The sequence below is a fragment of the Micromonospora sp. NPDC000089 genome, assembly GCF_042899365.1.
Classification (GTDB): Bacteria; Actinomycetota; Actinomycetes; order Mycobacteriales; family Micromonosporaceae; genus Micromonospora.
The window spans coordinates 15483-37341 of record NZ_JBIAZT010000007.1 but is presented as its reverse complement, the minus strand read 5'-3'; the positions used below and the strand labels follow the sequence as shown (position 1 = coordinate 37341).

General features: G+C 73.3%; 25 protein-coding genes. 12 read left to right on the top strand and 13 right to left on the bottom strand.

Translation table 11 applies throughout. From position 1 onward, the window contains the following. Positions 1 to 61 precede the first annotated feature (61 nt). The 8 genes from pstB to ACFY3U_RS14885 form a co-directional block, all read right to left on the bottom strand. Positions 62 to 838, bottom strand: coding sequence for a phosphate ABC transporter ATP-binding protein PstB (pstB, locus tag ACFY3U_RS14920; protein ID WP_387200776.1), 777 nt, complete (start codon positions 836 to 838; stop codon positions 62 to 64). Positions 839 to 858: 20 nt separating this feature from the next. Further along, positions 859 to 1947, bottom strand: a complete 1089-nt coding sequence (gene pstA / locus ACFY3U_RS14915; protein WP_387200773.1) for a phosphate ABC transporter permease PstA — start codon at positions 1945 to 1947, stop codon at positions 859 to 861. Beyond that, on the bottom strand, positions 1944 to 3035 hold the full coding sequence (pstC, locus tag ACFY3U_RS14910) for a phosphate ABC transporter permease subunit PstC (protein ID WP_387200770.1): 1092 nt from the start codon (positions 3033 to 3035) through the stop codon (positions 1944 to 1946). Before pstC ends, pstA begins: the two co-directional genes overlap by 4 nt. A 45-nt stretch (positions 3036 to 3080) precedes the next feature. Then, complete coding sequence (pstS, locus tag ACFY3U_RS14905; protein WP_387200767.1) at positions 3081 to 4181, bottom strand: phosphate ABC transporter substrate-binding protein PstS; 1101 nt, start codon at positions 4179 to 4181, stop codon at positions 3081 to 3083. Between the two features lie 279 nt (positions 4182 to 4460). Next, positions 4461 to 4595 carry a hypothetical protein gene (locus ACFY3U_RS14900; protein ID WP_387200764.1) on the bottom strand — a complete coding sequence of 45 codons (135 nt, stop codon included), beginning with the start codon at positions 4593 to 4595 and terminating at the stop codon, positions 4461 to 4463. 114 nt (positions 4596 to 4709) lie between these two features. Beyond that, positions 4710 to 5633, bottom strand: coding sequence for a mycothiol synthase (gene mshD / locus ACFY3U_RS14895; RefSeq protein ID WP_387200762.1), 924 nt, complete (start codon positions 5631 to 5633; stop codon positions 4710 to 4712). 123 nt (positions 5634 to 5756) lie between these two features. Continuing rightward, on the bottom strand, positions 5757 to 6668 hold the full coding sequence (locus ACFY3U_RS14890) for a polysaccharide deacetylase family protein (RefSeq protein ID WP_387200759.1): 912 nt from the start codon (positions 6666 to 6668) through the stop codon (positions 5757 to 5759). Between the two features lie 163 nt (positions 6669 to 6831). Continuing rightward, positions 6832 to 7545 (bottom strand): winged-helix domain-containing protein, encoded by a 714-nt coding sequence (locus ACFY3U_RS14885; protein ID WP_387200757.1) that lies wholly within the window; start codon positions 7543 to 7545, stop codon positions 6832 to 6834. A 251-nt stretch (positions 7546 to 7796) separates the two neighbouring features. Between ACFY3U_RS14885 and ACFY3U_RS14880 the strand changes: the two genes are divergently transcribed. The 6 genes from ACFY3U_RS14880 to ACFY3U_RS14855 all read left to right on the top strand — a co-directional run bounded on the left by ACFY3U_RS14880 (position 7797) and on the right by ACFY3U_RS14855 (position 12442). Then, positions 7797 to 8846 carry a hypothetical protein gene (locus ACFY3U_RS14880; protein ID WP_387200754.1) on the top strand — a complete coding sequence of 350 codons (1050 nt, stop codon included), beginning with the start codon at positions 7797 to 7799 and terminating at the stop codon, positions 8844 to 8846. Between the two features lie 144 nt (positions 8847 to 8990). Further along, positions 8991 to 9782, top strand: a complete 792-nt coding sequence (locus ACFY3U_RS14875) for a DUF2993 domain-containing protein (RefSeq protein ID WP_387200751.1) — start codon at positions 8991 to 8993, stop codon at positions 9780 to 9782. A gap of 126 nt (positions 9783 to 9908) precedes the next feature. After that, a complete protein-coding gene (locus tag ACFY3U_RS14870; RefSeq protein ID WP_323135737.1) occupies positions 9909 to 9986 on the top strand; it encodes an Ms5788A family Cys-rich leader peptide in 78 nt (25 codons plus the stop codon). A 202-nt stretch (positions 9987 to 10188) separates the two neighbouring features. Further along, positions 10189 to 11037, top strand: coding sequence for a sulfurtransferase (locus tag ACFY3U_RS14865; protein WP_387200748.1), 849 nt, complete (start codon positions 10189 to 10191; stop codon positions 11035 to 11037). A 5-nt stretch (positions 11038 to 11042) separates the two neighbouring features. After that, entirely contained in the window at positions 11043 to 11369 is a 327-nt protein-coding gene (locus tag ACFY3U_RS14860; RefSeq protein WP_387200745.1) for a DUF1416 domain-containing protein, read from the top strand. 224 nt (positions 11370 to 11593) lie between these two features. Next, a complete protein-coding gene (locus tag ACFY3U_RS14855; protein WP_387200742.1) occupies positions 11594 to 12442 on the top strand; it encodes a hypothetical protein in 849 nt (282 codons plus the stop codon). Between the two features lie 132 nt (positions 12443 to 12574). Here the strand turns inward: ACFY3U_RS14855 and ACFY3U_RS14850 are convergent, their stop codons facing one another. The 3 genes from ACFY3U_RS14850 to ACFY3U_RS14840 form a co-directional block, all read right to left on the bottom strand. Then, complete coding sequence (locus ACFY3U_RS14850) at positions 12575 to 14629, bottom strand: glycogen debranching N-terminal domain-containing protein (RefSeq protein ID WP_387200739.1); 2055 nt, start codon at positions 14627 to 14629, stop codon at positions 12575 to 12577. Further along, positions 14626 to 15006: an SCP2 sterol-binding domain-containing protein gene (locus tag ACFY3U_RS14845; RefSeq protein WP_387200736.1), complete on the bottom strand. Its 381-nt coding sequence runs from the start codon at positions 15004 to 15006 to the stop codon at positions 14626 to 14628. Before ACFY3U_RS14845 ends, ACFY3U_RS14850 begins: the two co-directional genes overlap by 4 nt. A gap of 111 nt (positions 15007 to 15117) precedes the next feature. After that, the gene (locus ACFY3U_RS14840; RefSeq protein WP_387200732.1) at positions 15118 to 15492 is read right to left on the bottom strand and encodes a DsrE family protein; all 375 of its coding nucleotides are present in this window, start codon (positions 15490 to 15492) and stop codon (positions 15118 to 15120) included. A gap of 12 nt (positions 15493 to 15504) precedes the next feature. Here ACFY3U_RS14840 and mtfM point away from each other — a divergent pair, with 12 nt between their 5' ends. Continuing rightward, positions 15505 to 15609, top strand: coding sequence for a small membrane protein MtfM (gene mtfM / locus ACFY3U_RS14835; RefSeq protein WP_387200729.1), 105 nt, complete (start codon positions 15505 to 15507; stop codon positions 15607 to 15609). Between the two features lie 64 nt (positions 15610 to 15673). Next, positions 15674 to 16264, top strand: coding sequence for an FABP family protein (locus tag ACFY3U_RS14830; protein ID WP_387200726.1), 591 nt, complete (start codon positions 15674 to 15676; stop codon positions 16262 to 16264). Positions 16265 to 16319: 55 nt separating this feature from the next. Here ACFY3U_RS14830 and ACFY3U_RS14825 read toward each other — a convergent pair whose 3' ends face one another. After that, a complete protein-coding gene (locus ACFY3U_RS14825; protein WP_387200723.1) occupies positions 16320 to 17168 on the bottom strand; it encodes an aminotransferase class IV in 849 nt (282 codons plus the stop codon). Positions 17169 to 17262: 94 nt separating this feature from the next. On the opposite strand from ACFY3U_RS14825, the gene ACFY3U_RS14820 reads away from it, so the two are divergent. The 4 genes from ACFY3U_RS14820 (at position 17263) to ACFY3U_RS14805 (ending at position 20764) form a co-directional block, all read left to right on the top strand. Then, entirely contained in the window at positions 17263 to 17667 is a 405-nt protein-coding gene (locus ACFY3U_RS14820) for a Fur family transcriptional regulator (RefSeq protein WP_387201514.1), read from the top strand. Further along, positions 17664 to 18776 carry a YgfZ/GcvT domain-containing protein gene (locus ACFY3U_RS14815; protein WP_387200720.1) on the top strand — a complete coding sequence of 371 codons (1113 nt, stop codon included), beginning with the start codon at positions 17664 to 17666 and terminating at the stop codon, positions 18774 to 18776. Before ACFY3U_RS14820 ends, ACFY3U_RS14815 begins: the two co-directional genes overlap by 4 nt. A gap of 108 nt (positions 18777 to 18884) precedes the next feature. After that, on the top strand, positions 18885 to 19712 hold the full coding sequence (locus tag ACFY3U_RS14810; RefSeq protein ID WP_387200718.1) for a 3-keto-5-aminohexanoate cleavage protein: 828 nt from the start codon (positions 18885 to 18887) through the stop codon (positions 19710 to 19712). A gap of 92 nt (positions 19713 to 19804) precedes the next feature. Continuing rightward, a complete protein-coding gene (locus ACFY3U_RS14805; RefSeq protein ID WP_387200715.1) occupies positions 19805 to 20764 on the top strand; it encodes an asparaginase in 960 nt (319 codons plus the stop codon). 266 nt (positions 20765 to 21030) lie between these two features. Here the strand turns inward: ACFY3U_RS14805 and ACFY3U_RS14800 are convergent, their stop codons facing one another. Then, positions 21031 to 21828, bottom strand: a complete 798-nt coding sequence (locus ACFY3U_RS14800; RefSeq protein ID WP_387200712.1) for an alpha/beta fold hydrolase — start codon at positions 21826 to 21828, stop codon at positions 21031 to 21033. Positions 21829 to 21859: the final 31 nt, after the last annotated feature.

Here is a 21859-nt window from a genome sequence, read left to right as displayed (position 1 = left end):
GTACGCGAAAGGGGCGCCGGTCGGTCGACCAGCGCCCCTTCGCGGACCGGGGATCAGCGGCTCAGCCGAAGCGGCCGGTGATGTAGTCCTCGGTCTTCTTCTGGCTCGGGTTGCTGAAGATCTTCTGGGTGTTGTCGTACTCGATCAGGCGGCCGGGGTCGCCGGTCTTGTCGATCGAGAAGAAGGCGGTGCGGTCGGAGACCCGGGCCGCCTGCTGCATGTTGTGCGTCACGATGATGATCGTGAACTTGTCCTTGAGCTGGAACATCAGGTCCTCGATCGCCAGCGTGGAGATCGGGTCGAGCGCCGAGCAGGGCTCGTCCATCAGCACGACCTGCGGCTCCACCGCGATCGTCCGGGCGATGCAGAGCCGCTGCTGCTGACCGCCGGAGAGGCCGGCGCCCGGCTTGGCCAGCCGGTCCTTGACCTCGTCCCACAGGTTCGCCGAGCGCAGCGCCTTCTCGGCGGAGTCCTCGAGGATGGACTTCTTCCGGACCCCGTTGAGCTTCAGCCCGGCCACCACGTTGTCGAAGATCGACATGGTCGGGAACGGGTTCGGCCGCTGGAAGACCATGCCGATCATCCGGCGGACCGCCGTCACGTCGACGTCGCGCTGGTAGATGTTCTGGCCGTCCATGGTGAGGTCGCCCTCGACCCGGGCGCCCGGGAGCACCTCGTGCATCCGGTTGATCGTCCGCAGGAAGGTCGACTTGCCGCAGCCGGACGGGCCGATCAGGGCGGTCACCGTCTTGGGCTCGACGGTCAGGTTGATGTTCTCGATCGCCTTGAACGAACCGTAGTAGGCGGTGACGTTCGAGGCGTCGATGCGCTTGGCCATGGTGGTGGTACCTCCGGGGTTCATCGGGCGAGCCGGTTGCGGCGCGCCAGCAACTTCGCCGCGATGGTCAGGATGAGCACGAGGGCGACCAGGGTCAGCGCCGCGGTCCACGCCCGGGCCGGCGAGTACTTCGACGCCTCACCGGCCTGCTGGTAGACGAAGAGGGCCAGCGACGACTGGTTGTTCTCGAAGGGGTTGGTGTTGATCGCCGCGCCGCCACCGGCCACCAGCAGCACCGGCGCGGTCTCGCCGGCCGCCCGGGCGATGGCGAGCATCACGCCGGTGACGATGCCCGGAAGCGCCGTCGGCAGCACTACCCGCAGGATCGTCTTCCATTTCGGCACGCCGAGGGCGTACGCGCCCTCCCGCAGCGGCGCCGGCACCAGGCGCAGCATCTCCTCGGTGGAGCGGACCACCGTCGGCAGCATCAGCACGCTCAGTGCCAACGCCGCGGCGAAGCCGGAGAATCCCGGCTGGCCGTTGTTGAACCACGGCGAGACGATCAGCACCCAGAAGGCCAGCACGAACAGGCCGGCGACGATCGACGGGATGCCGGTCATCACGTCGACGAAGAACCGGATGATGAAGGCGAACCGGCCCCGGCCGTACTCGACGATGTAGATCGCGCAGAGGATGCCGAGCGGGACGGTGATCAGGGCGGCGATGCCGACCTGCTCCAGCGTGCCGACGATCGCGTGGTAGGCGCCGCCCTCCTTGTCCCGGGCCCCGATGTTGTTCATCGAGGTGAGGAAGAAGTTGGAGTCCAGCCGCTCGACGCCCTTGCTGAACAGCGTCCAGACCACCGAGGCCAGCGGCAGCACGGCCAGCACGAAGGCGGAGTGGATCAGGGCGCTCCAGGTGCGGTTGCGGGCCGCCCGGCGACCCTCCACCGCGTTGCTGGCCGCGTACATCCCGGCCAGGTAGAGCAGGGCGCCGAGGACCACGACCAGCACCGGGCCGCCGATGCTGGCGCCGTACACGATGGCGGCGGCGACCAGCAGGGCGGCCAGCGCGATGGCCGGCGGAGCGTACCGGGGCAGCCGCTTGGCCCGCAGCGAGACGGGCTGGGCCGGCGGACGGCCGCGGTGTGACGCGACGGTGGTGGTCATGCGGCGGACTCCGTGAACTCGCGACGGCGGTAGATGATCGCCCGGGCGGCGATGTTGACCACCAGGGTGATCGCGAAGAGCACCAGGCCGGAGGCGATCAGCGCGCCGCGGCCGGTCTCGTTCGCCTCGCCGAACCGGTTGGCGATGTTCGCGGCGATCGAGTTGCCGCCGGTCTCCAGCAGGTTGAACGAGATGTTGTAGACGGCCGACAGGGTGAGCGCCAGCGCGATGGTCTCGCCGAGCGCGCGGCCCAGGCCGAGCATCACCGCGGCGATGATGCCGGGGCGGCCGTAGGGCAGCACCGCGGTGCGGAGCATCTCCCAGCGGGTGGCGCCCAGCGCGAGGGCGGCCTCCTCGTTGGCGGTCGGGGTCTGCAGGAACACCTCGCGGGAGAGCGAGGTGATGATCGGCAGCACCATGATCGCCAGCACCAGCGAGCCGAGCAGGATCGAGTTCCCGAACGGCCCGTTGCCGCCGAAGATCGGGATCCAGCCGAAGTAGTGGTTGAGCCACTCCGAGAAGTCCCGCACCGGACCGACGAAGTAGTCCCGGCCCCAGAGACCGAACACCACGCTCGGCACGGCGGCCAGCAGGTCGATCAGGAAGCCGAGGGTGGTGCCCAGCCGACGCGGGGCGTAGTGCGACAGGAACAGCGCGATGCCCAGCGCCACCGGCACCGCGACCAGTAGGGCGAGCACCGAGGTGAGCAGCGTGCCGAAGGCGAGCGCGCCGATGCCGAACTTGGGCGGGTTGTCGTTCGGGAACCAGCCCTCGTAGGTCCAGAAGCTCTCGCTGTTGGCCCGCAGGGCCGGCACCGCCTTGGCCACCAGGAAGATGGCGATCGCGGCGATGATGACCAGCACCGTGGTGCCGGCCGCGATGGTCAGGCCGCGGAACGCGCGCTCCGCGCCGAAGTTGCGGGCCCGGGGCAGGGCGCCGCCGCCGCCCATCCCGTCCCCGCCCGGGGTACGGGTGCTGAATGACGTCTCGGCCACACGCGCCGAGGCACCGGCGGGCGACTCGTGACCCGAGGTCACGTGCTGCCCACCGGTGCCGGCGTGCGCCGAGCGGGGAGGGGTTTCACCCATCTGCTCGCTCGTTTCGATTGGAGAAGGTGGTGTTGCGGGGACCGGTCAGGAGAGGTTCTTGACCGCGGCCTCGACCTTGGTGCGGACCGAGTCCGGCAGCGGGGCGTAGCCCAGCTCGGTGAGGTCGGTCTGGCCCTCGGTGCTGGCGGCGTAGCCGAGCAGGCCCTTGATCAGCGGGAGCTTGTCGGCGGGGTTGCCCTTGCTGCAGACGATCTCGTAGGTCGCCAGGACGATCGGGTACGCCCCGGCCTCCTTGGTGTTGTAGTCGATCGACAGCTTGAGGTCGTCGCCCTGGCCCTCGACCTTGGCACCGGCGATGGTCTTGCCGGCCGACTCGGCGGTCAGCTCGGTGAACTCGCCCGCGCCGTTGAAGACCTTGGCCTTCGACAGGCCGGAGTTCTCGGCGTACGACCACTCGACGTAGCTGATGGTGCCCGGGGTGCTCTTGACCTTGCTGGCCACACCGTCGGACTTGTTGGCGCCGACGCCGCCCGGGGCCTTCCACGCCTTGTTGTTGCCGAAGGTCCAGTCCGACTCGGCGGTCTTGGACAGGTACTTGGTGAAGTTGTCCGTGGTGCCCGACTCGTCGGTGCGGTGCACGGCCTGGATCGGGGTCGACGGCAGCTTGGCGTCGGCGTTGTCGGCCTTGATCGCCGGGTCGTCCCACTTGGTCACCTTGCCGGCGAAGATCTGCGCCAGGGTGGCCGGCTTGAGCTGGAGGTTGTCCACGCCCTCCACGTTGTAGACGACGGCGATCGGGCCGACGACCATCGGCAGGTTGATCGCGGCGCCACCGGTGCAGCGGGCGTCGGCCTTCGGCTGCTCCTCCGGCTTGAGCGCGGAGTCCGAGCCGGCGAAGTCGGCGGTCTTGGAGATGAACGCGGTGACACCCGCGCCGGAGCCCGAGGGCTCGTAGTTGATGGTGCTGCCGCTGCACTTCTGCTGGTAGGTCTTGATCCACTCGGCCATCGCGTTCTTCTGCGCCGAGGAGCCCTGAGCGTTCAGCGTGCCCTGCGCGCAGTCGGCGGCGGCGGAGCCGGAGGCCGACGGGGAGGCGGGCTCGTTGTTGTCCGAGCCGCAAGCGCTGAGACCGAGCATCGCGGTAAGGGCGAGGCAGGCGATGGCGCCGTGCCGCTGGAGCTTCACCTGAGGGGTTTCCCTTCACGTCTTGGGGAGACGACCGGTTGGTCGTTCCACGCCGGCGCTGACCGGCTGGTACGAAAACTAGGGTCGTCAGGTAGCCGGTTTGCCGGTCGCACATGAACGAGGCGTGAACTCCCCCGGCCGGGCAGTTGACCGCGGGCTGAGGGAAGGTTGTCCGTTAGGTGAACTGCCGTCCTGCTATCGCCATATATACGATTTAACCGGTCAGTCGTTATCGCGCCGATGCGCCGCCGTTACTCGTCGGTGACGCGCCGGAGGGGCTCAGAAGAGCCCGCCGACCGCGTCGGCGAGCCGGGTCCGCAGCGGCTCCGGCAGCCGACCGTAGCCGAGGCGGGTGATCCACCGCTGGCCCTCGTCGCTCGCCGAGCAACCCAGGAATCCCTTCGTCAGGGTCACCTTGTCCGCCGCCCGGCCGCCCGCATAACCGCTCGGGCGCCGGGGGCGCGGCCGCAGCCGGTGAGCAGCAGCGGTACGCCGAGCGTCGCCGCGACCCGCCGCGCATGCTCCGGCTCAGCCCAGTGCGTAGTTCACGTGCCCGCACCAGCGGGCGAACCCGAGCCGTTCGTAGAGCGCCACCGCGCCGGTGTTGGACTCGTCCACGTAGAGCATCACCCGGTCCAGCTTCCGCTGGTCCCGCAGGTGGATCAGGCCGGCCGCGGTGAGCGCCCGGCCCAGACCGCCCCGGTGGACGCCCGGGTCCACGCCCAGCACGTAGACCTCGCCGATCCGGGCCGAGCCGGGCCGCTCGTGCACCTTGGTCCAGTGGAAGCCGACCAGCCGGCCGGTGGACTCCTCCACGGCGAGCAGGAAGCCGGCCGGTTCGAACCACGGCTCGGCGAGGCGTACCCGCAGGTCGTCGGCGGTCCACCGGCCCTGCTCCGGGTGAGCCGCGAAGGCCCGCGCGTTGAGCGCCAGCCAGGCCTCGTCGTCCGCCCCGGGCCGGTACGCCCGCAGCGCGACCCCGGCCGGCAGCGGCTGGGCGGGCACCGGGGCGGTCAACGACCGGCGCAGCTGCCAGAGCACCCGGGCCCGGTCGAAGCCGAGGTCGACCGCGAGCGCCGCCGCCGACGGGTGGTCGCCGTGCGCCCAGGCCCGCAGTGGGCCGCCGGCCGCCGCCAGTACGCCCCGGGCCAGCGCCCGGCCGGTGCCCCGCCGCCGGTACGCCGGATGCACCGCCAGCTCCACCCCGGTGCCGTCGGGGTCGGTGGTGTCCAGGTGGGCGTACCCGGTGAGGGTGCCGTCGGCGGCCCGGGCGGTCAGGTGGACCGCCGCCGCCGCGGGATCGCGCAGCCGCAGCTTGGTGTGCTCGTCGAACGGGTCGGCGCCGTCGGCGTCGCCGGCCAGGCGGGCCAGGGCCAGCACCTCGGCCACTTCGGTCGTGTCGAGCCGGTCGGCCCGGGCCACCCGGTCGGTCGTCGGTTCCGCGCTGCTCACCACGTCACCGTAGCCGGATCCGGCGCTCCGCTCCGCCGCGACCGCGCAGCCGGGTCCGGCGGCCCGCTCTGCCCCGACCGCGCAGCCCGTGGCGAGCCGCGGTGGCCGGTGGATCGGGTCGGCTCAGTTCACGCCGTCCGGGGGCAGCGCCTCCAGCCGGAACCGGCCGCCCAGGTCGGGCAGGATCCGGTGCAGCGCGTCCACGGTGCCCTGCCGGTTTCCGCCGGCATCGTGCATCAGCACGATCGAGCCGGCCTGGGTGTCGCCGGTGACCGAGGCGGTGATCTTGGGGGCGCCCGGCGCCTTCCAGTCGTTCGGGTCCACGGTCCAGTGCAGCGGGGCCATCCCCAGCTCCCGGGCCACCTGCACCACGGGCGACGTCCAGGCCCCGCCCGGCTGGCGGAACCAGCCGACGTGGGCGTCCGGGACGGCGGCGTGGATGGCGTCGTTGGTGCGGGTCAGGTCGGCCCGGATCGCGGCGGGGGAGCGCTTGCCCAGCGTGACGTCGTGGCTCCACGAGTGGTTGCACAGGGTGTGGCCGTCGGCCACGATCTCCTGGATCAGCTCCGGGTGGTCCTGGGCGTTCTGCCCGACCACGCAGAAGGTCGCCTTCACCTGGTACGCGCGCAGCACCGCCAGCACCTGCGGGGTGTAGGTCGGATCCGGCCCGTCGTCGAAGGTCAGCGCCACCTCGTCCGAGCCGGTGGTCACCCGCGCGCCGTAGAGGGTGTCGTCGAGGCCCTCGGCCAGCCGGTGGCCGTCGGCGCTGGAACCGCCGTCGGCCTGCGGGCCGCCCTCGGCCTGCTGCCCGGTCTCCGGCCCGCCGGCCGACGGCGGGGGCGGGCCGTCGTGCCGGGCCCCGGGCTCCGGCCCCTGGTCGGCGTACTGGGGGCCGTCGACGCTGTGCGCGGCGCCGGTGCGCGGCCGCCCCGTGTCGGGGATCAGGCTGCGGCCGAGCGCGTACGCGGAGCCGAGCAGGGCGGCGAGCACCAGCACCACGATTCCCACCGTACGGCCGGTCGATCCCGCGCGCATCAACCGCACCGCCGGTCCCGGTCGCGCCCCGAACCCGTCGAGTCCCCCGTGGTCAGTGCACGCACCGTCGCCCCCTCTTGCCCCGCTTGATCCGGCAATCAGAATAGAGCCGGCAAGAGGTGCAAAAGGGGCGTACCGGAAATAGGCCCTCGGTTGGGGGTGGTCAGACCGAGACGGGGGACTGCTCGGACTCGGCCATCGCTCGCGACGGCGGGACCACGAACTTGTAACCCACCTGGCGGACCGTGCCGATCATCGACTCGTACTCCGAGCCGAGCTTGGCCCGCAGCCGCCGGACGTGCACGTCCACCGTCCGGGTGCCGCCGAAGTAGTCGTACCCCCAGACCTCGCGCAGCAGCTGGTCCCGGGTGAACACCCGGCCCGGGTGCTGGGCCAGGAACTTCAACAGCTCGAACTCCTTGTACGTGAGGTCGAGCGGCCGCCCCTTCAGCTTCGCCGCGTAGGTGTCCGGGTCGATGGTCAGCTCGCCGGCCCGGATCGAGCCGCCCGCCCCGGCGGTGGCGTTGCTCAGCCGGCCGACGGCCAGCCGCAGTCGCGCCTCGACCTCGGCCGGGCCGGCGCCGGCCAGGATCACGTCGTCCACGCCCCAGTCGGCGTTCAGCGCGATCAGGCCGGCCTCGGTGACCACCGCGACCAGCGGCACCCCCAAGCCGGTGGCGTGCAGCATCCGGCAGGTGGCGCGCGCCTCGCTCAGCTCGGACCGGGCGTCCACCAGCACCGCGTCGGGGCTCGGGCCGGAAATCAGCGTGCGTACGTCGCGCGGCGCCGTCCGCACCGAGTGCGGCAGCAGGTCCAGCGCCGGCAGCACCGCCGAGGGTTCACCTGCGCGCGCGGTCACCAGCAGCAGGATCTCCACACGATCACCTCCGTCCCGGCGGCCGGAGCCGCTCGCGACCAGCGGCACTCCCGACCGGGGGTGGCGCTGAGAACTTGCGTGGGTCCCGGCGTCGCTGACGGGCGGGTAACGGCTTGAGCGTAACCGATCACCCAGCTCACTCCCCGGCGTCCCTTCCCCTTTGTCGGATCTGCCCATGAACGCTCCGCAGGTTTTAACGTTGCCGAAACGGTGGCCTCCGCCCCGGCGGTTCGGTCTGGCACGATCGGGGCGTGTTTCCCTCCACCTCGCCCGAGACCGGCCGCGACCGGTGGCCCGACGACCCGCACGCGGGACCCGGCGGCCCCGCCCTCGCCCGTCCGCCGGGCCCGCCGACCGGCCCCACCGACGACGGTGACCAGCGGCGCAGGGGCCGCGGGCCGCGCCGGTCCCGCAAGGGCGGGGAGGCCCGCCGGCTCGACGACGAGGCCGACGAGCCGGCCGAGGAGGCGATCGAGCCGGTCGAGGTGCGCCGCCCGCTGTCGCTGACCGTGGCGGGCTTCGCCGCGCTGCTCGGCGTCGGCCTGGTGCTCGGCGCGCAGACCGCCGGCCCGGGGCACCGGCTGCCGTTCGCGTTCATCGTCCTCGGGGTGCAGCTGCTGTTCATCCTCGCCTGGACGATGGCCATGCGACCCCCGGCGCTGCTGCTTGTCGCCGGGGTGAGCGCCGCCGTCGCGGTGACCGCCGACATCGCCGCCGTCCGGTCGGACGTCGCCGGCCTGGCTCCGCTGGGCTACGCCGCCGTCGGTGGCTTCGTGCTGGGCGTGCTGGGCCAGCTGGTACGCCGGGTGGACCGGGTCCGGGTCACCGACTCGCTCGGCACCACCCTGTTGATCGTGGTGGGCGTGGTCGCCTTCGCCACCCTGATCACCCTCAGCCGGGTCCCGGCCGGCACCCAGGCGATCACCGTCTGCCTGGTGGCCAGCGGGGTGGCGCTCACCGTGGCGCGGCTGACCGACGCGTTCGCGGCCTGGCCGCGGCTGGCCCCGCAGGTGCCCCGGGGCGCGGCCGGCGTGGTCGCCGGCGCGATGATCGGCACCCTCACCAGCGCCCTGCTCGGCAGCTACCTGGTCGGCTTCACGCCGACCAGCGCCGCGCTGGTCGGCCTGGTCACCGCGGCCACCGCCGTGCTGGCCGACCTGGCCGTCGGGTACGCCGAGGCCGGCCGGCTGATGGCCGGTGAGCCGCCGACGATGTGGATCGCCCGGCACATGCAGGGCCCGCTCGGCGGGTTCGCGCTGGCCGCGCCGGCGGCGTACGCGATGTGCGTGCTGTTCCTGTGACGGCCGGGCGCCGCGGCTGACGACCGGGCGCCGCGGCGAACGGTTGGGCGCTGCGGCGCTCGGGTAATAGCGGTGCGCCCCTGGGCGGTGCCCGGTGGCGACGGGCGGCGCCGCGTGCGACGGCGACGACGGACAGGAGGCGGCGTGGCAGAGACCTACCCGGCGTACGAGCAGGAGCGACCCCGGCGGCGCGGGCGCAAGGCCCTGGTCTCGCTGGTCGTGCTGCTGGTGATCCTCGCCGGCCTGTTGGTGGTGGGCGACCGGGTGGCGGCGGGCGTCGCCGAGCGGCGGATCGCCGACCAGGTCGAGCAGGAGGTCGCCAAGCAGAACGCGCAGTCCTCCCGGCCCAAGGTCGACGTCGGCGGCTTCCCGTTCCTCACCCAGGTCGTCGCCGGCCGGTACGAGCGGATCTCGATCGTGCTGACCGACGTGCAGGGCCCGGTGCAGGGCGAGACGGTCAGCCTGCCCCGGCTCGACGTGGACGCGCGCAACGTCCGGGCCTCGCTGGACACGCTCCGCTCCGGCCAGGGCGACGTGGTCGCCGAGTCGGTCGACGGCACCGGCACCGTCACCTACGACAGCCTGGCCAAGCTGCTCGACCGGCCCGGCCTGAAGCTGGGCGAGCAGAACGGCAAGCTGGTGGTCACCGCGCCGGTGGACATCCTCGGCCAGAAGCTCACCGTGGCCGGCACCGCCGACGTGGTGGTCGCCGAGAACGGCAAGATCGCGCTGAAGTTCAACGACCTGAGCGCCGAGGGGCTGCCCGCGGTGCCGCTGGCCAAGACCCTGCTCAACAACTACGCCCGCGGCATCTCGATCGACGTGCCGCTGCCTCAGCTGCCGTTCCAGCTCAACGTGCGCAAGGTCGAGCCGAAGCCCGAGGGGTTGACGGTCACCGCCGACGCGAAGGACGTACCGATCAACTCGGCCGGCTGAGCCCGGCACCGCACGACGGCCCGGCTCCGGCCGGGCCGTCGGCGTTTTCCCGGCTCCGCTCGGCGCCGTCCCGGATGCTGGTCGGTGCCCTGGCGCCACGCGGGACGGCTGGTAGGCTCCCTGCTCATGGGGACGCACCTCACCAAACGGCGCGCGGTCGACCTGTGCCGCGTGGCCACCTGCCTGTGTCGCTCCGTCATCTGACGGCGGAGCTGTCTCCGGCCGCCCGGCGGCCAACCGGCATCTGAGGGTCCCCGCACCCTCCCCGGTGTTCCCCCTCCGCAACGCCCGGCAGCGGCGCCGTCGCACGAACCCGTGATCCGTCCACACTGGGTCCCGCGCGTGGTGCGACACCGTTCCCATCTCCGCGCTGGCTCACCATCCATCCTCACCAGGGAGTGATCCGATGAGTCGCGACACCGCACTCGTCTCGGCCGAGTGGGCCGAGAAGAACATCGACGCCCCGGGCGTCGTCTTCGTCGAGGTCGACGAGGACACCTCGGCCTACGACACCGGCCACATCGCCGGGGCGATCAAGCTGGACTGGAAGACCGACCTGCAGGACGCGGTCCGGCGGGACTTCGTCAACCAGGAGCAGTTCTCCGCGCTGCTGTCCGAGCGCGGCATCGGCAACGACGACACCGTCATCCTCTACGGCGGCAACAACAACTGGTTCGCCGCGTACGCGTACTGGTACTTCAAGCTCTACGGCCACCGGGACGTGAAGCTGCTCGACGGCGGCCGCAAGAAGTGGGAGCTCGACGGCCGCCCGCTGGTCGGCGACGCGGTCCAGCGCCCCGCGACCCGGTACGTCGCGCAGCAGCCGGACACCTCGATCCGTGCCTTCCGCGACGAGGTGGTGGACGCCATCGGCACCAAGAACCTGGTCGACGTGCGCAGCCCCGACGAGTACGCGGGCCGGCTGCTCGCCCCCGCCCACCTGCCGCAGGAGCAGGCCCAGCGGGCCGGCCACGTGCCCACCGCGATCAGCGTGCCGTGGTCGAAGGCGGCCAACGAGGACGGCACCTTCAAGTCCGACGAGGAGCTGCGCAGGATCTACGCCGACGCCGGGCTGGACGACGGCAAGGAGACCATCGCCTACTGCCGGATCGGCGAGCGCTCCTCGCACACCTGGTTCGTGCTGCAGGAGCTGCTCGGTCACCAGAACGTGAAGAACTACGACGGCTCCTGGACCGAGTACGGCTCGCTGGTCGGCGTGCCGGTCGCGCTCGGCGACGAGCCGGGGAAGGCGTGATCACGATGACCGCTCCCGCTTCCACCGCCGCCGGTTGCGCCGCTCCGGACCAGGCCGCCCCCCTCCCGGCCAGCCTGGACCTGGAGAAGGAAACCGTCATCACCGGCCTGGTCAGCACCGAGTCGGGCGAGGTCGTGCCCGGCGCGTACGTCCGGCTGCTCGACTCGACCGGTGAGTTCACCGCCGAGGTCGTCACCTCGCCGGCCGGCCAGTTCCGGTTCTTCGCCGCGCCCGGCAGTTGGACGCTGCGGGCGCTGTCCCGGCACGGCAACGGCGACACCGAGGTGACCGCCGCGCGCGGGATCAACGAGGTCGCGGTCACGGTCGCCTGACCCACGCTCTGATCGGCCCGGGGCCGGTCACCCCTTGCCGGGGGTGACCGGCCCCGCCCGCGTCCACGGTTCCGTCACCGTGATCCGGCAACTCATGATCCTCTGATGCTCAGCCCGACATCCCTCGGCGTGTCGGCCGGCCCACCATCAGACGATCATGGCCGCCGGCCGCCGGGGTGGCGGGGTGAGCGGGTGGCGGGGTGAGCGGGTGGCACGATGGGCGGGTGAGCGCTGTCCAGACGGGGTGGGCCCCGGTGAGTGATGACCGGGAGCCCCCGCGTAGCTGGGGCTGGCCGCGCTGGCTGCTCGCCGCGACGGTGGCCTGGGCGGTGCTGCTCGGCGCGCTCACCTGGTGGTCGGTGCGGCACGACCCGCCGACCGTACGCGAGCAGCGCAGCCTCGCCGAGGCCGCCCGGGTGGCCGACGCCGCCACCGGGCAGCTCGTCGCCGCCCTGGGTGACGCCGCCTGGGCGCTGGCCCCGCGCCAGGTGGAGCGGGGTTGCCAGGTCACCCCGATGGCCGCGGGTGGCACGCTCACCACCGGGGTGGACGTGGTGCTGCCCGAGGGCGGGGAGCGGGCGCTGCTGGGGCGGGTCGCCGGCCGGCTCCCGGCCGACTGGCGGGCCGGCGTGCGGACCGCCACCGACGGCCCGCGGCTGCGCGCGGACGCCGGCGAGTTCGTGCTGGTGGAGGGTCGGGTGGAGCGCCCGGGTCGGGTCCGGTTCGACGCGGAGACCGGCTGCCGCCCGATCGACGCCGAGGTCGCCGACCTGCTGCCCGGATACCCGCACGACCCGGCCCTCGACGAGGCGCTGCGCGCGCTGGGTCGTTCGCCCGACGGCGAGCCCGACGCGGTCTTCGCGGCCTGCCCGGGCGGCGGCCGGGCCGCGACCCACCGGGCCACCGCCGGCGCCGCACCCGCGCCGCTGGCCGGGCTGAAGCCGCTGGCCGCCGGCACCGTCCTGCTGGACAACCCCGAGGTGTACGCCTACCGGCGCGGCCCGGCCGTCGTGGTGGCCGACGCCACCGGCGAGCGGCTGCGGGTGACCGCCTCCACCGGCTGCCCCGCCTGACCACCGCCGGGCCGCTCTGCCGCCCGCGCCTGCTCTGCTGCCAACTAAGCACCGGCCCGGCCGGGCGTAGCCTCCGCGGCCATGCCCTGCTCTGCCGCCCGCGCCTGCTCTGCTGCCAGATGCGCGACGCGCTCAGTGGCCGCGGCTCTTGTCGTGCGGGGTGCGGCTGCGGCCCAGCGCGTCGACCCGGCCCCACCGCCCGGGGATGTCCAGCAGCTCCACCCGGCCCATGCCCTCCGGCACCGCCGGATCGATGATCAGGTGCTCGCCCTGCGGCTCCAGGCCGAGCATCACCCGCAGCAGCAGCAGTGGAGTGCCGGCGGACCAGGCCTGCGGGCTGCATGCGGTCGGATACTGGACCGGGTAGTCGGTGAGGTCGCGCTCGTACCCGGCGAACGCCTCGGGCAGCCGCCCGTCGAAGTACTGCGACGCGGCCAGCATCGCGTCGCAGATCCGGCCGGCCTCCTCGCGGAAGCCGTACCGGGCCAGGCCCCAGGCGATGAAGGCGTTGTCGAACGGCCAGACCGTGCCGACGTGGTAGCCGATCGGGTTGTAGCGGCCCTGGCCGGTGCCGAGCGTGCGGACCCCCCAGCCCGAGAAGAGCTCGGGCCCGAGCAGGTGACCGGCCAGCTTGCCGGCCCGCGGCTCGTCGACGATGCCGCTCCAGAGCAGGTGGCCGACGTTCGAGGTGAGCGCGTCCACGTGCCGGCCCTCGGGGTCGAGGGCCAGCGCGTACGTGTCCTTGTCGGGCATCCAGAAGTCGCGGTTGAAGCGTTCCTTGAGGGCCGCGGCCTCCCGCTCCAACCGCTCGGCGTACGCCGGGTCCTGCCAGACCGTCCGGGCCAGCCGGGCGCCGCGCAGCTTCGCGTCGTACGCGTACCCCTGGATCTCGCAGGTGGCCCGGGGAAAGCCCGGCAGCCGGCCGTCGGCGTAGCAGATGGCGTCCCAGGAGTCCTTCCAACACTGGTTCTCCAGGCCGGTCTCCGGGTTGCGGGTGCGATACCAGATGTAGCCGGTGCCGAGCAGGTCGCCGTAGCTGTCGATCCAGTCCAGCGCCGCCCGGGCGGCGAACTCCAGCCGCTTGACCAGCGCGGTGTCGCCGGTCCACCGCTCGTACTCGTCGAGCAGGATCACGAACAGCGGGGTCGAGTCCGCGGAGCCGTAGTACGGGGAGTGCGGCTGCTCCTCGAAGCCGGCCGTCTCGCCGTACCGCAGCTCGTGCAGGATCTTGCCCGGCTCCTCGTCGCGGAAGTCGTCCAGCCGGTAACCCTGCAGGCCGGCGAGCATCAGCAGGGTCGGCGGAATCAGGTCGGGCAGGAAGGGGAGGATCTGCAGCGAGGTGAGGATGCTGTCCCGGCCGAACAGCGTCATGAACCAGGGCAGGCCGGCCGCGACCAGCCGGACGCCGAGGGTGATCGACTCATACCGGAGCGCGGCCAGGTCGTTCAGGCTCCGCCGGTACGCCCCGGCCAGCGGCTGGCAGTCGCAGCCCAGCTTGGGCGCCCGGTCGATGAGTTCCTGCTGCTCGGCGGCGATCGCCTGCGGGCTCCGGCTGCCGCCCAGCGGGGTGGTGGCCCGGATGTCCTCCCCCCGGGCACCGTAGATGATCGTCCCCACGTGCAGCCGGGTGCTCCACTCGGCGTGCGGCCCGACCAGGATCTGCCAGGTCATCCCGGCCTGGTCGACGTCGGCGGGTGCGGTGCTGGTGATCACCGTCTCGCGGTGGAACGCGTCCCGCCGGTAGGTCAGCCGCAGCTCGTTCTGCCCGACCGTGGCGGTCGTGGCGCCCTTCTTCCGCTGCTGCTGCTTGACCTCGAACAGGTCGGCGAAGTCGGAGCCCATCTCCATCCGCAGGGTGAACCGCATCTCCCGGCCGGAGTGGTTGAGCACGGTCAGGTCCTCGCCCATGCTGCCGCCGATGGACCGGCTGCGGATCACCGACACCTTGGCGTCGAGGTAGTGCGTCGGCTCGCCGGGCACCAGGAAGTAGCGGGTCGTGTACGAGTGGGCGTCGTCGATGGACAGGGCGTGCAGCCGTTCCCCGTCCAGGGTCAGCAGCCAGGTGGACAGGAAGCGGGTGTCGAAGGAGAACAGCCCGGTGGGGAAGTCGTACGACGGCTCGACGTCCCCCCGCCGGTCACTGACCACGAAGGTGTTGCCGTCGAGGATGCTGACCAGCTGTTTCATTCCGGCCGGCCAACCTGCGCTCGGTTGATCTCCCGCGGGTCCCGCGCCCCCGGCGGATCGGGGAAGAAGTGCCGGAACACCAGGAAGAGTGTCACGTTGCCGCTGAACGTGCTCTCGTTGCGCAGCACCGCGGAGATGGCCTGGGCGCGCCCGGTGACCAGCCGGTCGAACAGGTCGGCGCTGCTGGTCCAGATCGAGTCCGCCGGCCCGCGGGCGCGTTCCACCGCGGCCCGACCGGGACCGAGCCGGACCAGCCAGTGCTCGGTGCGGCTGCCGGTGGTGAGATCGATCTGGATGGTGCCGCTGATCGGCGACCGCAGGACCGCCGGGGCGCGCGCCGGCAGCGATGCGAAGAACTGCTCCGTCGCCTCGTTCACATCCGAATGGTAGGCACCGGAGGGGCGAATCGGGTCGGTATCGGCACTCCGGACAGATCGGACGGGGGTCGGGTCCGCACCGGTGTCGGCCGGGTGGTCGCCGGGCGGCGGTCAGTAGACCAGCGCCTGCGCCCCCTCGGCCATCGCCTCCTCGACGAAGACCGCCGCGCCGGCGATCCGTACGCCCGGCAGGACGTCGTCCGGGCCGATCTCCCGGCGAGCGGCGCACTGGGTGCAGGCGGTGACCCGGCCGGTGGTCAACACCACGTGCAACAGCTCGGCCAGCGGCGCCGAGTGCGGCAGCTCGAACCGCTCCGCCCGGCCGGGCACGGCGAACCAGGTCGACTGACCGGTCAGCCAGAGCGACACGTCCACCCCGGCGGCCGCGGCGGTGGCGGCCACCGTGAAGGCCTGGGCGCACCGCTCCGGCGCGTCCTCACCGGCGGTGGCCTTGACGACGAGAGTGCGGGCCATGCCGCCCAGCATAGGATGACCATGATGGTTACCGAGATGGGGTTCGTCAGCCTGCTGGTCGCGGGCCTGGGCGCGCTCGCCGGTGGCCTGGTCTATCTGGCGGTACGCATATCGAGAGGCAAGTGGTAGTTCCAGTGAGCGCGAGGAGTGAGCCGGGTTTGCGAGCCCCGCAGTCGCGAACGAAGGTGGCACCGTGAGTAGCGAGAACCCGTTGCAGCCGCCGTGGCTGAACGCGCCGCCGGTCGAGGAGTACCCGTACGAGGAGAGCCACGACCTGCGGGTGGGCCCCAAGCTGCACCCGGCGCTCGACGGCCTGCTGCCGTACATCGGGGTGTGGCGTGGCCGGGGGCGCGGCGGCTTCCCGACGATCGAGGACTTCGACTTCGCCCAGGAGATCCGGATCAGCCACGACGGCCGGCCGTTCCTGTTCTACGAGTCGCGGTCCTGGATCCTCGACGAGCAGAGCCGACCGGTCCGCCCCGCCGGCCGCGAGGTGGGCTGGTGGCGGCCGGTGCTGGACGGCGACCGGGCGACCGACGAGCTCGAGGCCCTGATGAGCGTGCCGACCGGGGTCATGGAGTTGCACGTCGGCAAGCGCAGGGGCACCCAGATCGAGTTCTCCACCGACGCGGTGGTCCGGACGGCCACCGCGAAGGAGGTCACCGCGGGCGCCCGGCTCTTCGGCATCGTCGAGGGCGCGCTGCTCTACGCGCAGGAGATGGCCGGCATGGGCCACGGCCTCTCGCCCCACCTGTCCGCCCGCCTGGTCCGGGTCGCCGGCTGACCGGTCGGCCCGGCGCTCGCCGGGACCGACCCGCCGGGACGCGGCGGCGGGCCCGTCAGGGCAGCGGGAAGCCCACCAGCTCCTGCAGCGCCGGGGTGTGCGCCGACGGGCCGAGCGCCACGCCGTCCAGGGCGCGCACCTCGACCAGGCCGCGCACCGACGAGGTGAACCAGACCCCGTCGGCGGCCCGCAGCCCGTCCGGCGTGACCATCCGCTCGTCCGCGGTCAGGCCGACCGCGTCGGCGTGCTCCAGCAGCCAGGCGGCGGTGGTGCCGGGAAGGATGCCGGTGGTGGTCGCGGGCACCGCGCAGAGCCGGTCGCCGTCCCGCCACACCACGTTGGCGGACGGCCCCTCCAGCGCGTACCCGTCGCTGGAGACCCACAGCACGTCGGCCACGTCGTTGCGGGCAGCCCAGCGGCGGGCGGCGCTGCTCGCGCCCCACGAGGTCGACTTGACGCCGGCCGGCAGCCAGGCCAGCTCCGGGCGGGTCGCGGCGGGCACCCCGAGCGGCAGGGTGGCCACCGTGACGCCGTCCCGGCGGGCCCGCTTGGACCCCGGCGCGACCTCGCCGAGGGTGGCGTACACGGTCGGCAGCCCGCCGCCCTCCGGCCCCCGGGTGCAGACCAGCCGCAGCGCCGCCTCCACCGGCGCCGGCCAGCCCTCGGCCACCGCGTCGAGCAGCTCCACCAGCACCTGGTCGGAGGGGAGCGGCAGCTCCACCGCGGCGGCCCCGGCCCGCAGCCGGGCCAGGTGCGCCCCGAGCAGCCACGGCCGGCCGGCGCGCAGGTGCATGGTCTCGAACAGCCCGTCGCCGCGCAGCACGCCCAGGTCGTCGCCGCGCAGCACCGGCTCTCCCGGCGGTACGACGCCCCGGCCGAGCACGGCGATCCTCGATGCCACCATGACCGCCCAGCGTAGTGGCGTCCGTCGCCGGCGTCCGGGTCAGGTGCGGGGGCCGCACTATCATCGGAGCGTGTCCGATTCCTCCCTGGCGGAAATGCTGCGCTCCCGTGGACTGCGGCTGACCGCGCAGCGCCAGCTGGTGCTGCGGGCCGTGCTGGATCTGGGGCACGCCACGCCGGAGCAGGTGCACGCCGCCGTCCGGCAGGTGGCCGCCGGGGTCAACATCACCACCATCTACCGCACCCTGGAGCTGCTGGAGCGGCTCGGGCTGGTGACCCACACCCACCTGTCGCACGGGTCGCCGACCTACCACGCGGCGGGCGAGCACCAGCACATCCACCTGGTCTGTCGGGAGTGCGGCGGGATCGACGAGATCGGCCCGGAGCTGCTCCGCCCGCTCGCCGACCGGCTGGCCGACGAGCGCGGGTTCCGGGTGGACATCGGGCACGTGGCGCTCTTCGGCGTCTGCGGCAACTGCGAGGACGGGGAACCGACATGATCGACGTAGACGGTGCGGTGGCGGTCGAGGACATCGACGAGGCGAGCCGCGACCAGCCGGACGAGGCGCACCGCGCGGCCGGCGTGCACGGCGTCGCCGCCCACTACGGCGACCCGCTGCGCGAGCAGCGCACCCTGGACACCGGCGTCGGGCTGGTGGACCGGTCGCACCGCGGCGTGCTGGCCGTGCCGGGCGAGGAGCGGATCGGCTGGCTGCACACCCTGACCAGCCAGCACCTGGCCGCGCTGCGCCCCGGCGAGGGCACCGAGCTGCTGGTGCTCAGCCCGCACGGGCACGTCGAGCAGCACGCGATGGTCGCCGAGGACGGCGACACCACCTGGCTGGACACCGAGCCGGGGATGACCGCCGGGCTGCTGGCGTACCTGGAGCGGATGCGGTTCTTCAGCAAGGTCGAGCCGCGCGACGCCACCGCCGACCACGCGCTGCTGTCGTTGGTCGGGCCGGGCGCCGCCGAGGCCGTCGGGACGCTCGGCGTCACCGGCCTGGCCGCTCCGCAGGCCGTCCGGGTGCCGGGCCCGAAGTTCCGCTCCGGCGAGCTGCCGCCGCGCCCCACCGCCGTGTACGACGTCCGCCCGCTGCCGGACGGCGGCTGGGCCCGGCGGGATCCGCTCGGCGTCGACCTGCTGGTGCCCCGCGACGAGATGGACGCGGTGGTCGGGCGGCTGCGCGACGCCGGGGTGCCGCTCGCCGGGCTGTGGGCGTACGAGGCGATCCGGGTGGCCGCCCGGCGGGCCCGGGTCGGGGTGGACACCGACCACCGGACCATCCCCGCCGAGGTGGACCTGATCGCGCCGGCCGTACACCTGGACAAGGGCTGCTACCGCGGCCAGGAGACGGTCGCCCGGGTGCACAACCTGGGCCGGCCGCCGCGCCGGCTGGTCCTGCTGCACCTGGACGGGGTGACCACCGACCAGCCGCCCGCCGCCGGCACGCCGGTGACCCGCGACGGGCGCGCGGTCGGCTTCGTCGGCACCGCGGTGCAGCACCACGAGCTGGGCCAGATCGCGCTCGCGGTGATCAAGCGGAACGTCCCGGACGACGCCCGGTTGATGGTCGAGGAGTCGGCCGCCGCCATCGACCCGGCGTAAGGGCTGCCGTGCCCCGGCCCGCGAGGCGGAAGATCTTCCGTCTTCGGGGCCGGGGACGCGCGATTCTGCCGTCGACCGGAGCCGGTCCGCGGGTCTAGGATCGCCGGCATGACGACAGGGACGTTGATCACGGTTGCCCCCACCGGCGCGGAGTCGGCCAAGGCGGAGGTGCCGGCGCTGCCGGTGACCCTTGACGAGTTGCTGTTGACCGCCAAGGAGTGCGAGGCGCTCGGCGCCGCCGTGATCCACGTCCACATCCGCGACGGCGAGGCGCGCCCGACCCTCGACCAGGGTCGGCTGCGGGAGACCGTGACCGCGCTGCGGGAGAGCACCGACCTGATCGTGCAGCTCTCCTCCGGCGGCGCGGTGACCGACCCGGAGTCCGACCGGCTCGCGGTGCTGGACGCCGCCCCGGACATGGCCTCCTGCACCATGGGCACGCTGAACTTCGGCGACGACGTCTTCCTCAACCGGTGGGAGTTCATCGTCGACCTGCACACCCGGATGCAGGAGCGGGGCATCGTGCCGGAGTACGAGATCTTCGACCTGGGCCACCTCACCGCCCTGCAGCGCCTGCTCGGCAAGCACGGCCTGCCGCACGGCGGGCACGTGCACGTCGACTTCGTGATGGGCGTGCCGGGCGGCATGCCGGGCACCACCGAGACCCTGGTCGCGGCCCACCGGATGCTGCGCGACCTGCCCGAGGGCACCACGTTCTCGGCCACCGGCATCGGCCGCAGCACCATCGGGGTGATGCTGGCGTCGCTCTCGGCCGGTGGTCACCTCCGGGTTGGCATGGAGGACACCGTGACGTACGCCAAGGGGCGGCCGGTGGAGTCGAACATGCAGCTGGTCGCCCGCGCGGTCGGCTTCGCCCAGCTGGCCCAGCGCCCGCCGCTGACCACCGCAGAGGCCCGTACGCTGCTCGGGGTGTAAGCCCGCGCGGGCCCGGCACCCGGTACGCCGGTGGCGTGCGTCGCTGGTCACCCGGGTGCCGGGCCGTCCCGACGCGTCGGTACCGTCCACTCGTGGGAAAGACGTACGAGGGCGGCGTGCCGCTCGCCGAGGTGGTCCGGTCGGAGTTCGTGGAGGGCGTCCACCGGGGCTCGGTCGTGGCGCTCGACGCCGCCGGGAGGCCGGTCGCCGGGGCGGGGGACGTCGGCTCGCCGATCTTCCCGCGCTCGTCCAGCAAGCCGATGCAGGCGATTGGCATGCTCGACGCCGGCCTGTCGCTGGCCGAGCCGGCCGACCTGGCGATGGTCTCGGCCAGCCACGCCGGCGAGGAGTTCCACCTGGCCCGGGTGGGCGCGCTGCTGGCGAGCGCCGGGCTGGATGAGTCGGCGCTGCACTGCCCGCCCGACCTGCCGTTCGGCGACGCCGCCCGGGAGGCGGTGCTGCGCTCCGGCGGTGGTCCCACCCGGGCGCAGATGAACTGCTCCGGCAAGCACTCCGGGATGCTGCTGACCTGCCTGGCCGCCGGCTGGCCGCTGGACGGCTACTGGCGACCCGAGCACCCGCTCCAGCAACGGCTGCGGGCGGCGATCGAGGAGTACACCGGCGAACAGGCGGCGGCCGTCGGGGTGGACGGCTGCGGCGCGCCGGTGCTCGCCGTGTCGCTGACCGGGCTGGCCCGGGCGTACCTCCGGCTGGTCTCGGCCGAGCCGGGCACGCCCGCGCGGGCCGTCGCGGACGCCATGCGGGCGTACCCGGAGCTGGTCGGCGGCACCCAGGCGGACGACACCCGGCTGATGCGCGGCGTACCCGGGGTGCTGGCCAAGATCGGCGCGGAGGGCGTGCTCGCCGCGGCCGTTCCCGGGGTCGGCGCGGTCGCCCTCAAGATCGACGACGGTGCCGCGCGGGCGCGGATGCCGGTGCTGGTCTCGGCGCTGCGCCGGCTCGGCGTCGACGCCCCGGTGCTGACCGAGTACGCCGAGGTCCCACTGCTCGGCGGCGGCCTCCCGGTCGGGGCGATCCGCCCCCTCTGGTGACCCTTCCGGCCCGCGCGCAGACGGTCGACGGGCATGGTGGGCCGGCAGGTCGGGAACTCGTCCGCTGGCGGCCCGTGGTCAGGAGCGGCCCGTGGACGGGGGAGCGGTCGCTACCCGTCGTGACCGGCCGGGTGGTGGATCCGAAGACGAGCGATATGACTGTGCGTCATAAATATGACGATCCGTCATATCGCTCTTCGCGGAACGGAGTTCGGGACCGCTTCACGGCGTGGTGGCGACCTTCGTTCGGGCGGCCCGAGCACCCGTCAGCCGAGGAAGGCTCGTAGTGCGGCGGTGACCGGCTCGGGGCGCTCCAGCGGCGGCAGGTGGGCCGCATCGGGCACGTCGGGCAGGCGTACCGCACCGGGCGCCTCGGCGGCGATCCGGTCGGCGAGCCGGCGCAGGTCGGGCACGTCGGCCGCGCCGGCGGTCACCAGCACCGGCAGCCGCAGCTCGGCGAGGCGGTCGATCGCCGACGGGTCGAGCTCGGCCACCTCCACCGCGCTGAGCGCCAGCTCGGCGGCGAGCGCCCGGCGGTCCAGCTCCTCGGCGAAGGCGATCAGCCCGGGGTCGACGTCGGCGGGCTGGCGCAACGGGCCGACCACCCAGAACCGCACCTCGGCGGTCGCCGCCGCGGCGAAGTCCTCCGGGTCCACCTCGCCGATCAGGCTCTCCCACAGCTCCTCGGTCTCCTCGGACCACTCGTTGCCGGAGACCGCGCTGCTGAACAGCGCCAGGCGGGAGACCCGGTCCGGGTGGGACAGCGCGGTGTCGATCGCCACCGCGCCGCCGAACGAGCAGCCGACCAGGGCCGCCCGGTCGATGCCGAGGGCGTCGAGCAGGCCGACCACGTCCTCGTGGTGGGCGAACGGCTCGGGCGGCAGCTCGGACTCGCCGTACCCGCGCAGGTCGAGCGCGATCACCCGGTGCCGGTCGGCGAGCGCGGGCAGCTGGGCGCGCCACATCCGGCGGTCGGCGATGCCGGCGTGCAGCAGCACCACCGGCGTGCCGGTGCCCGCCTCCTCGTACGCCAGGCTCGCCCCGTTGATGTCGATCTTCGTCACGACGAGCAAGCTACGGATCGGACAACCGGAC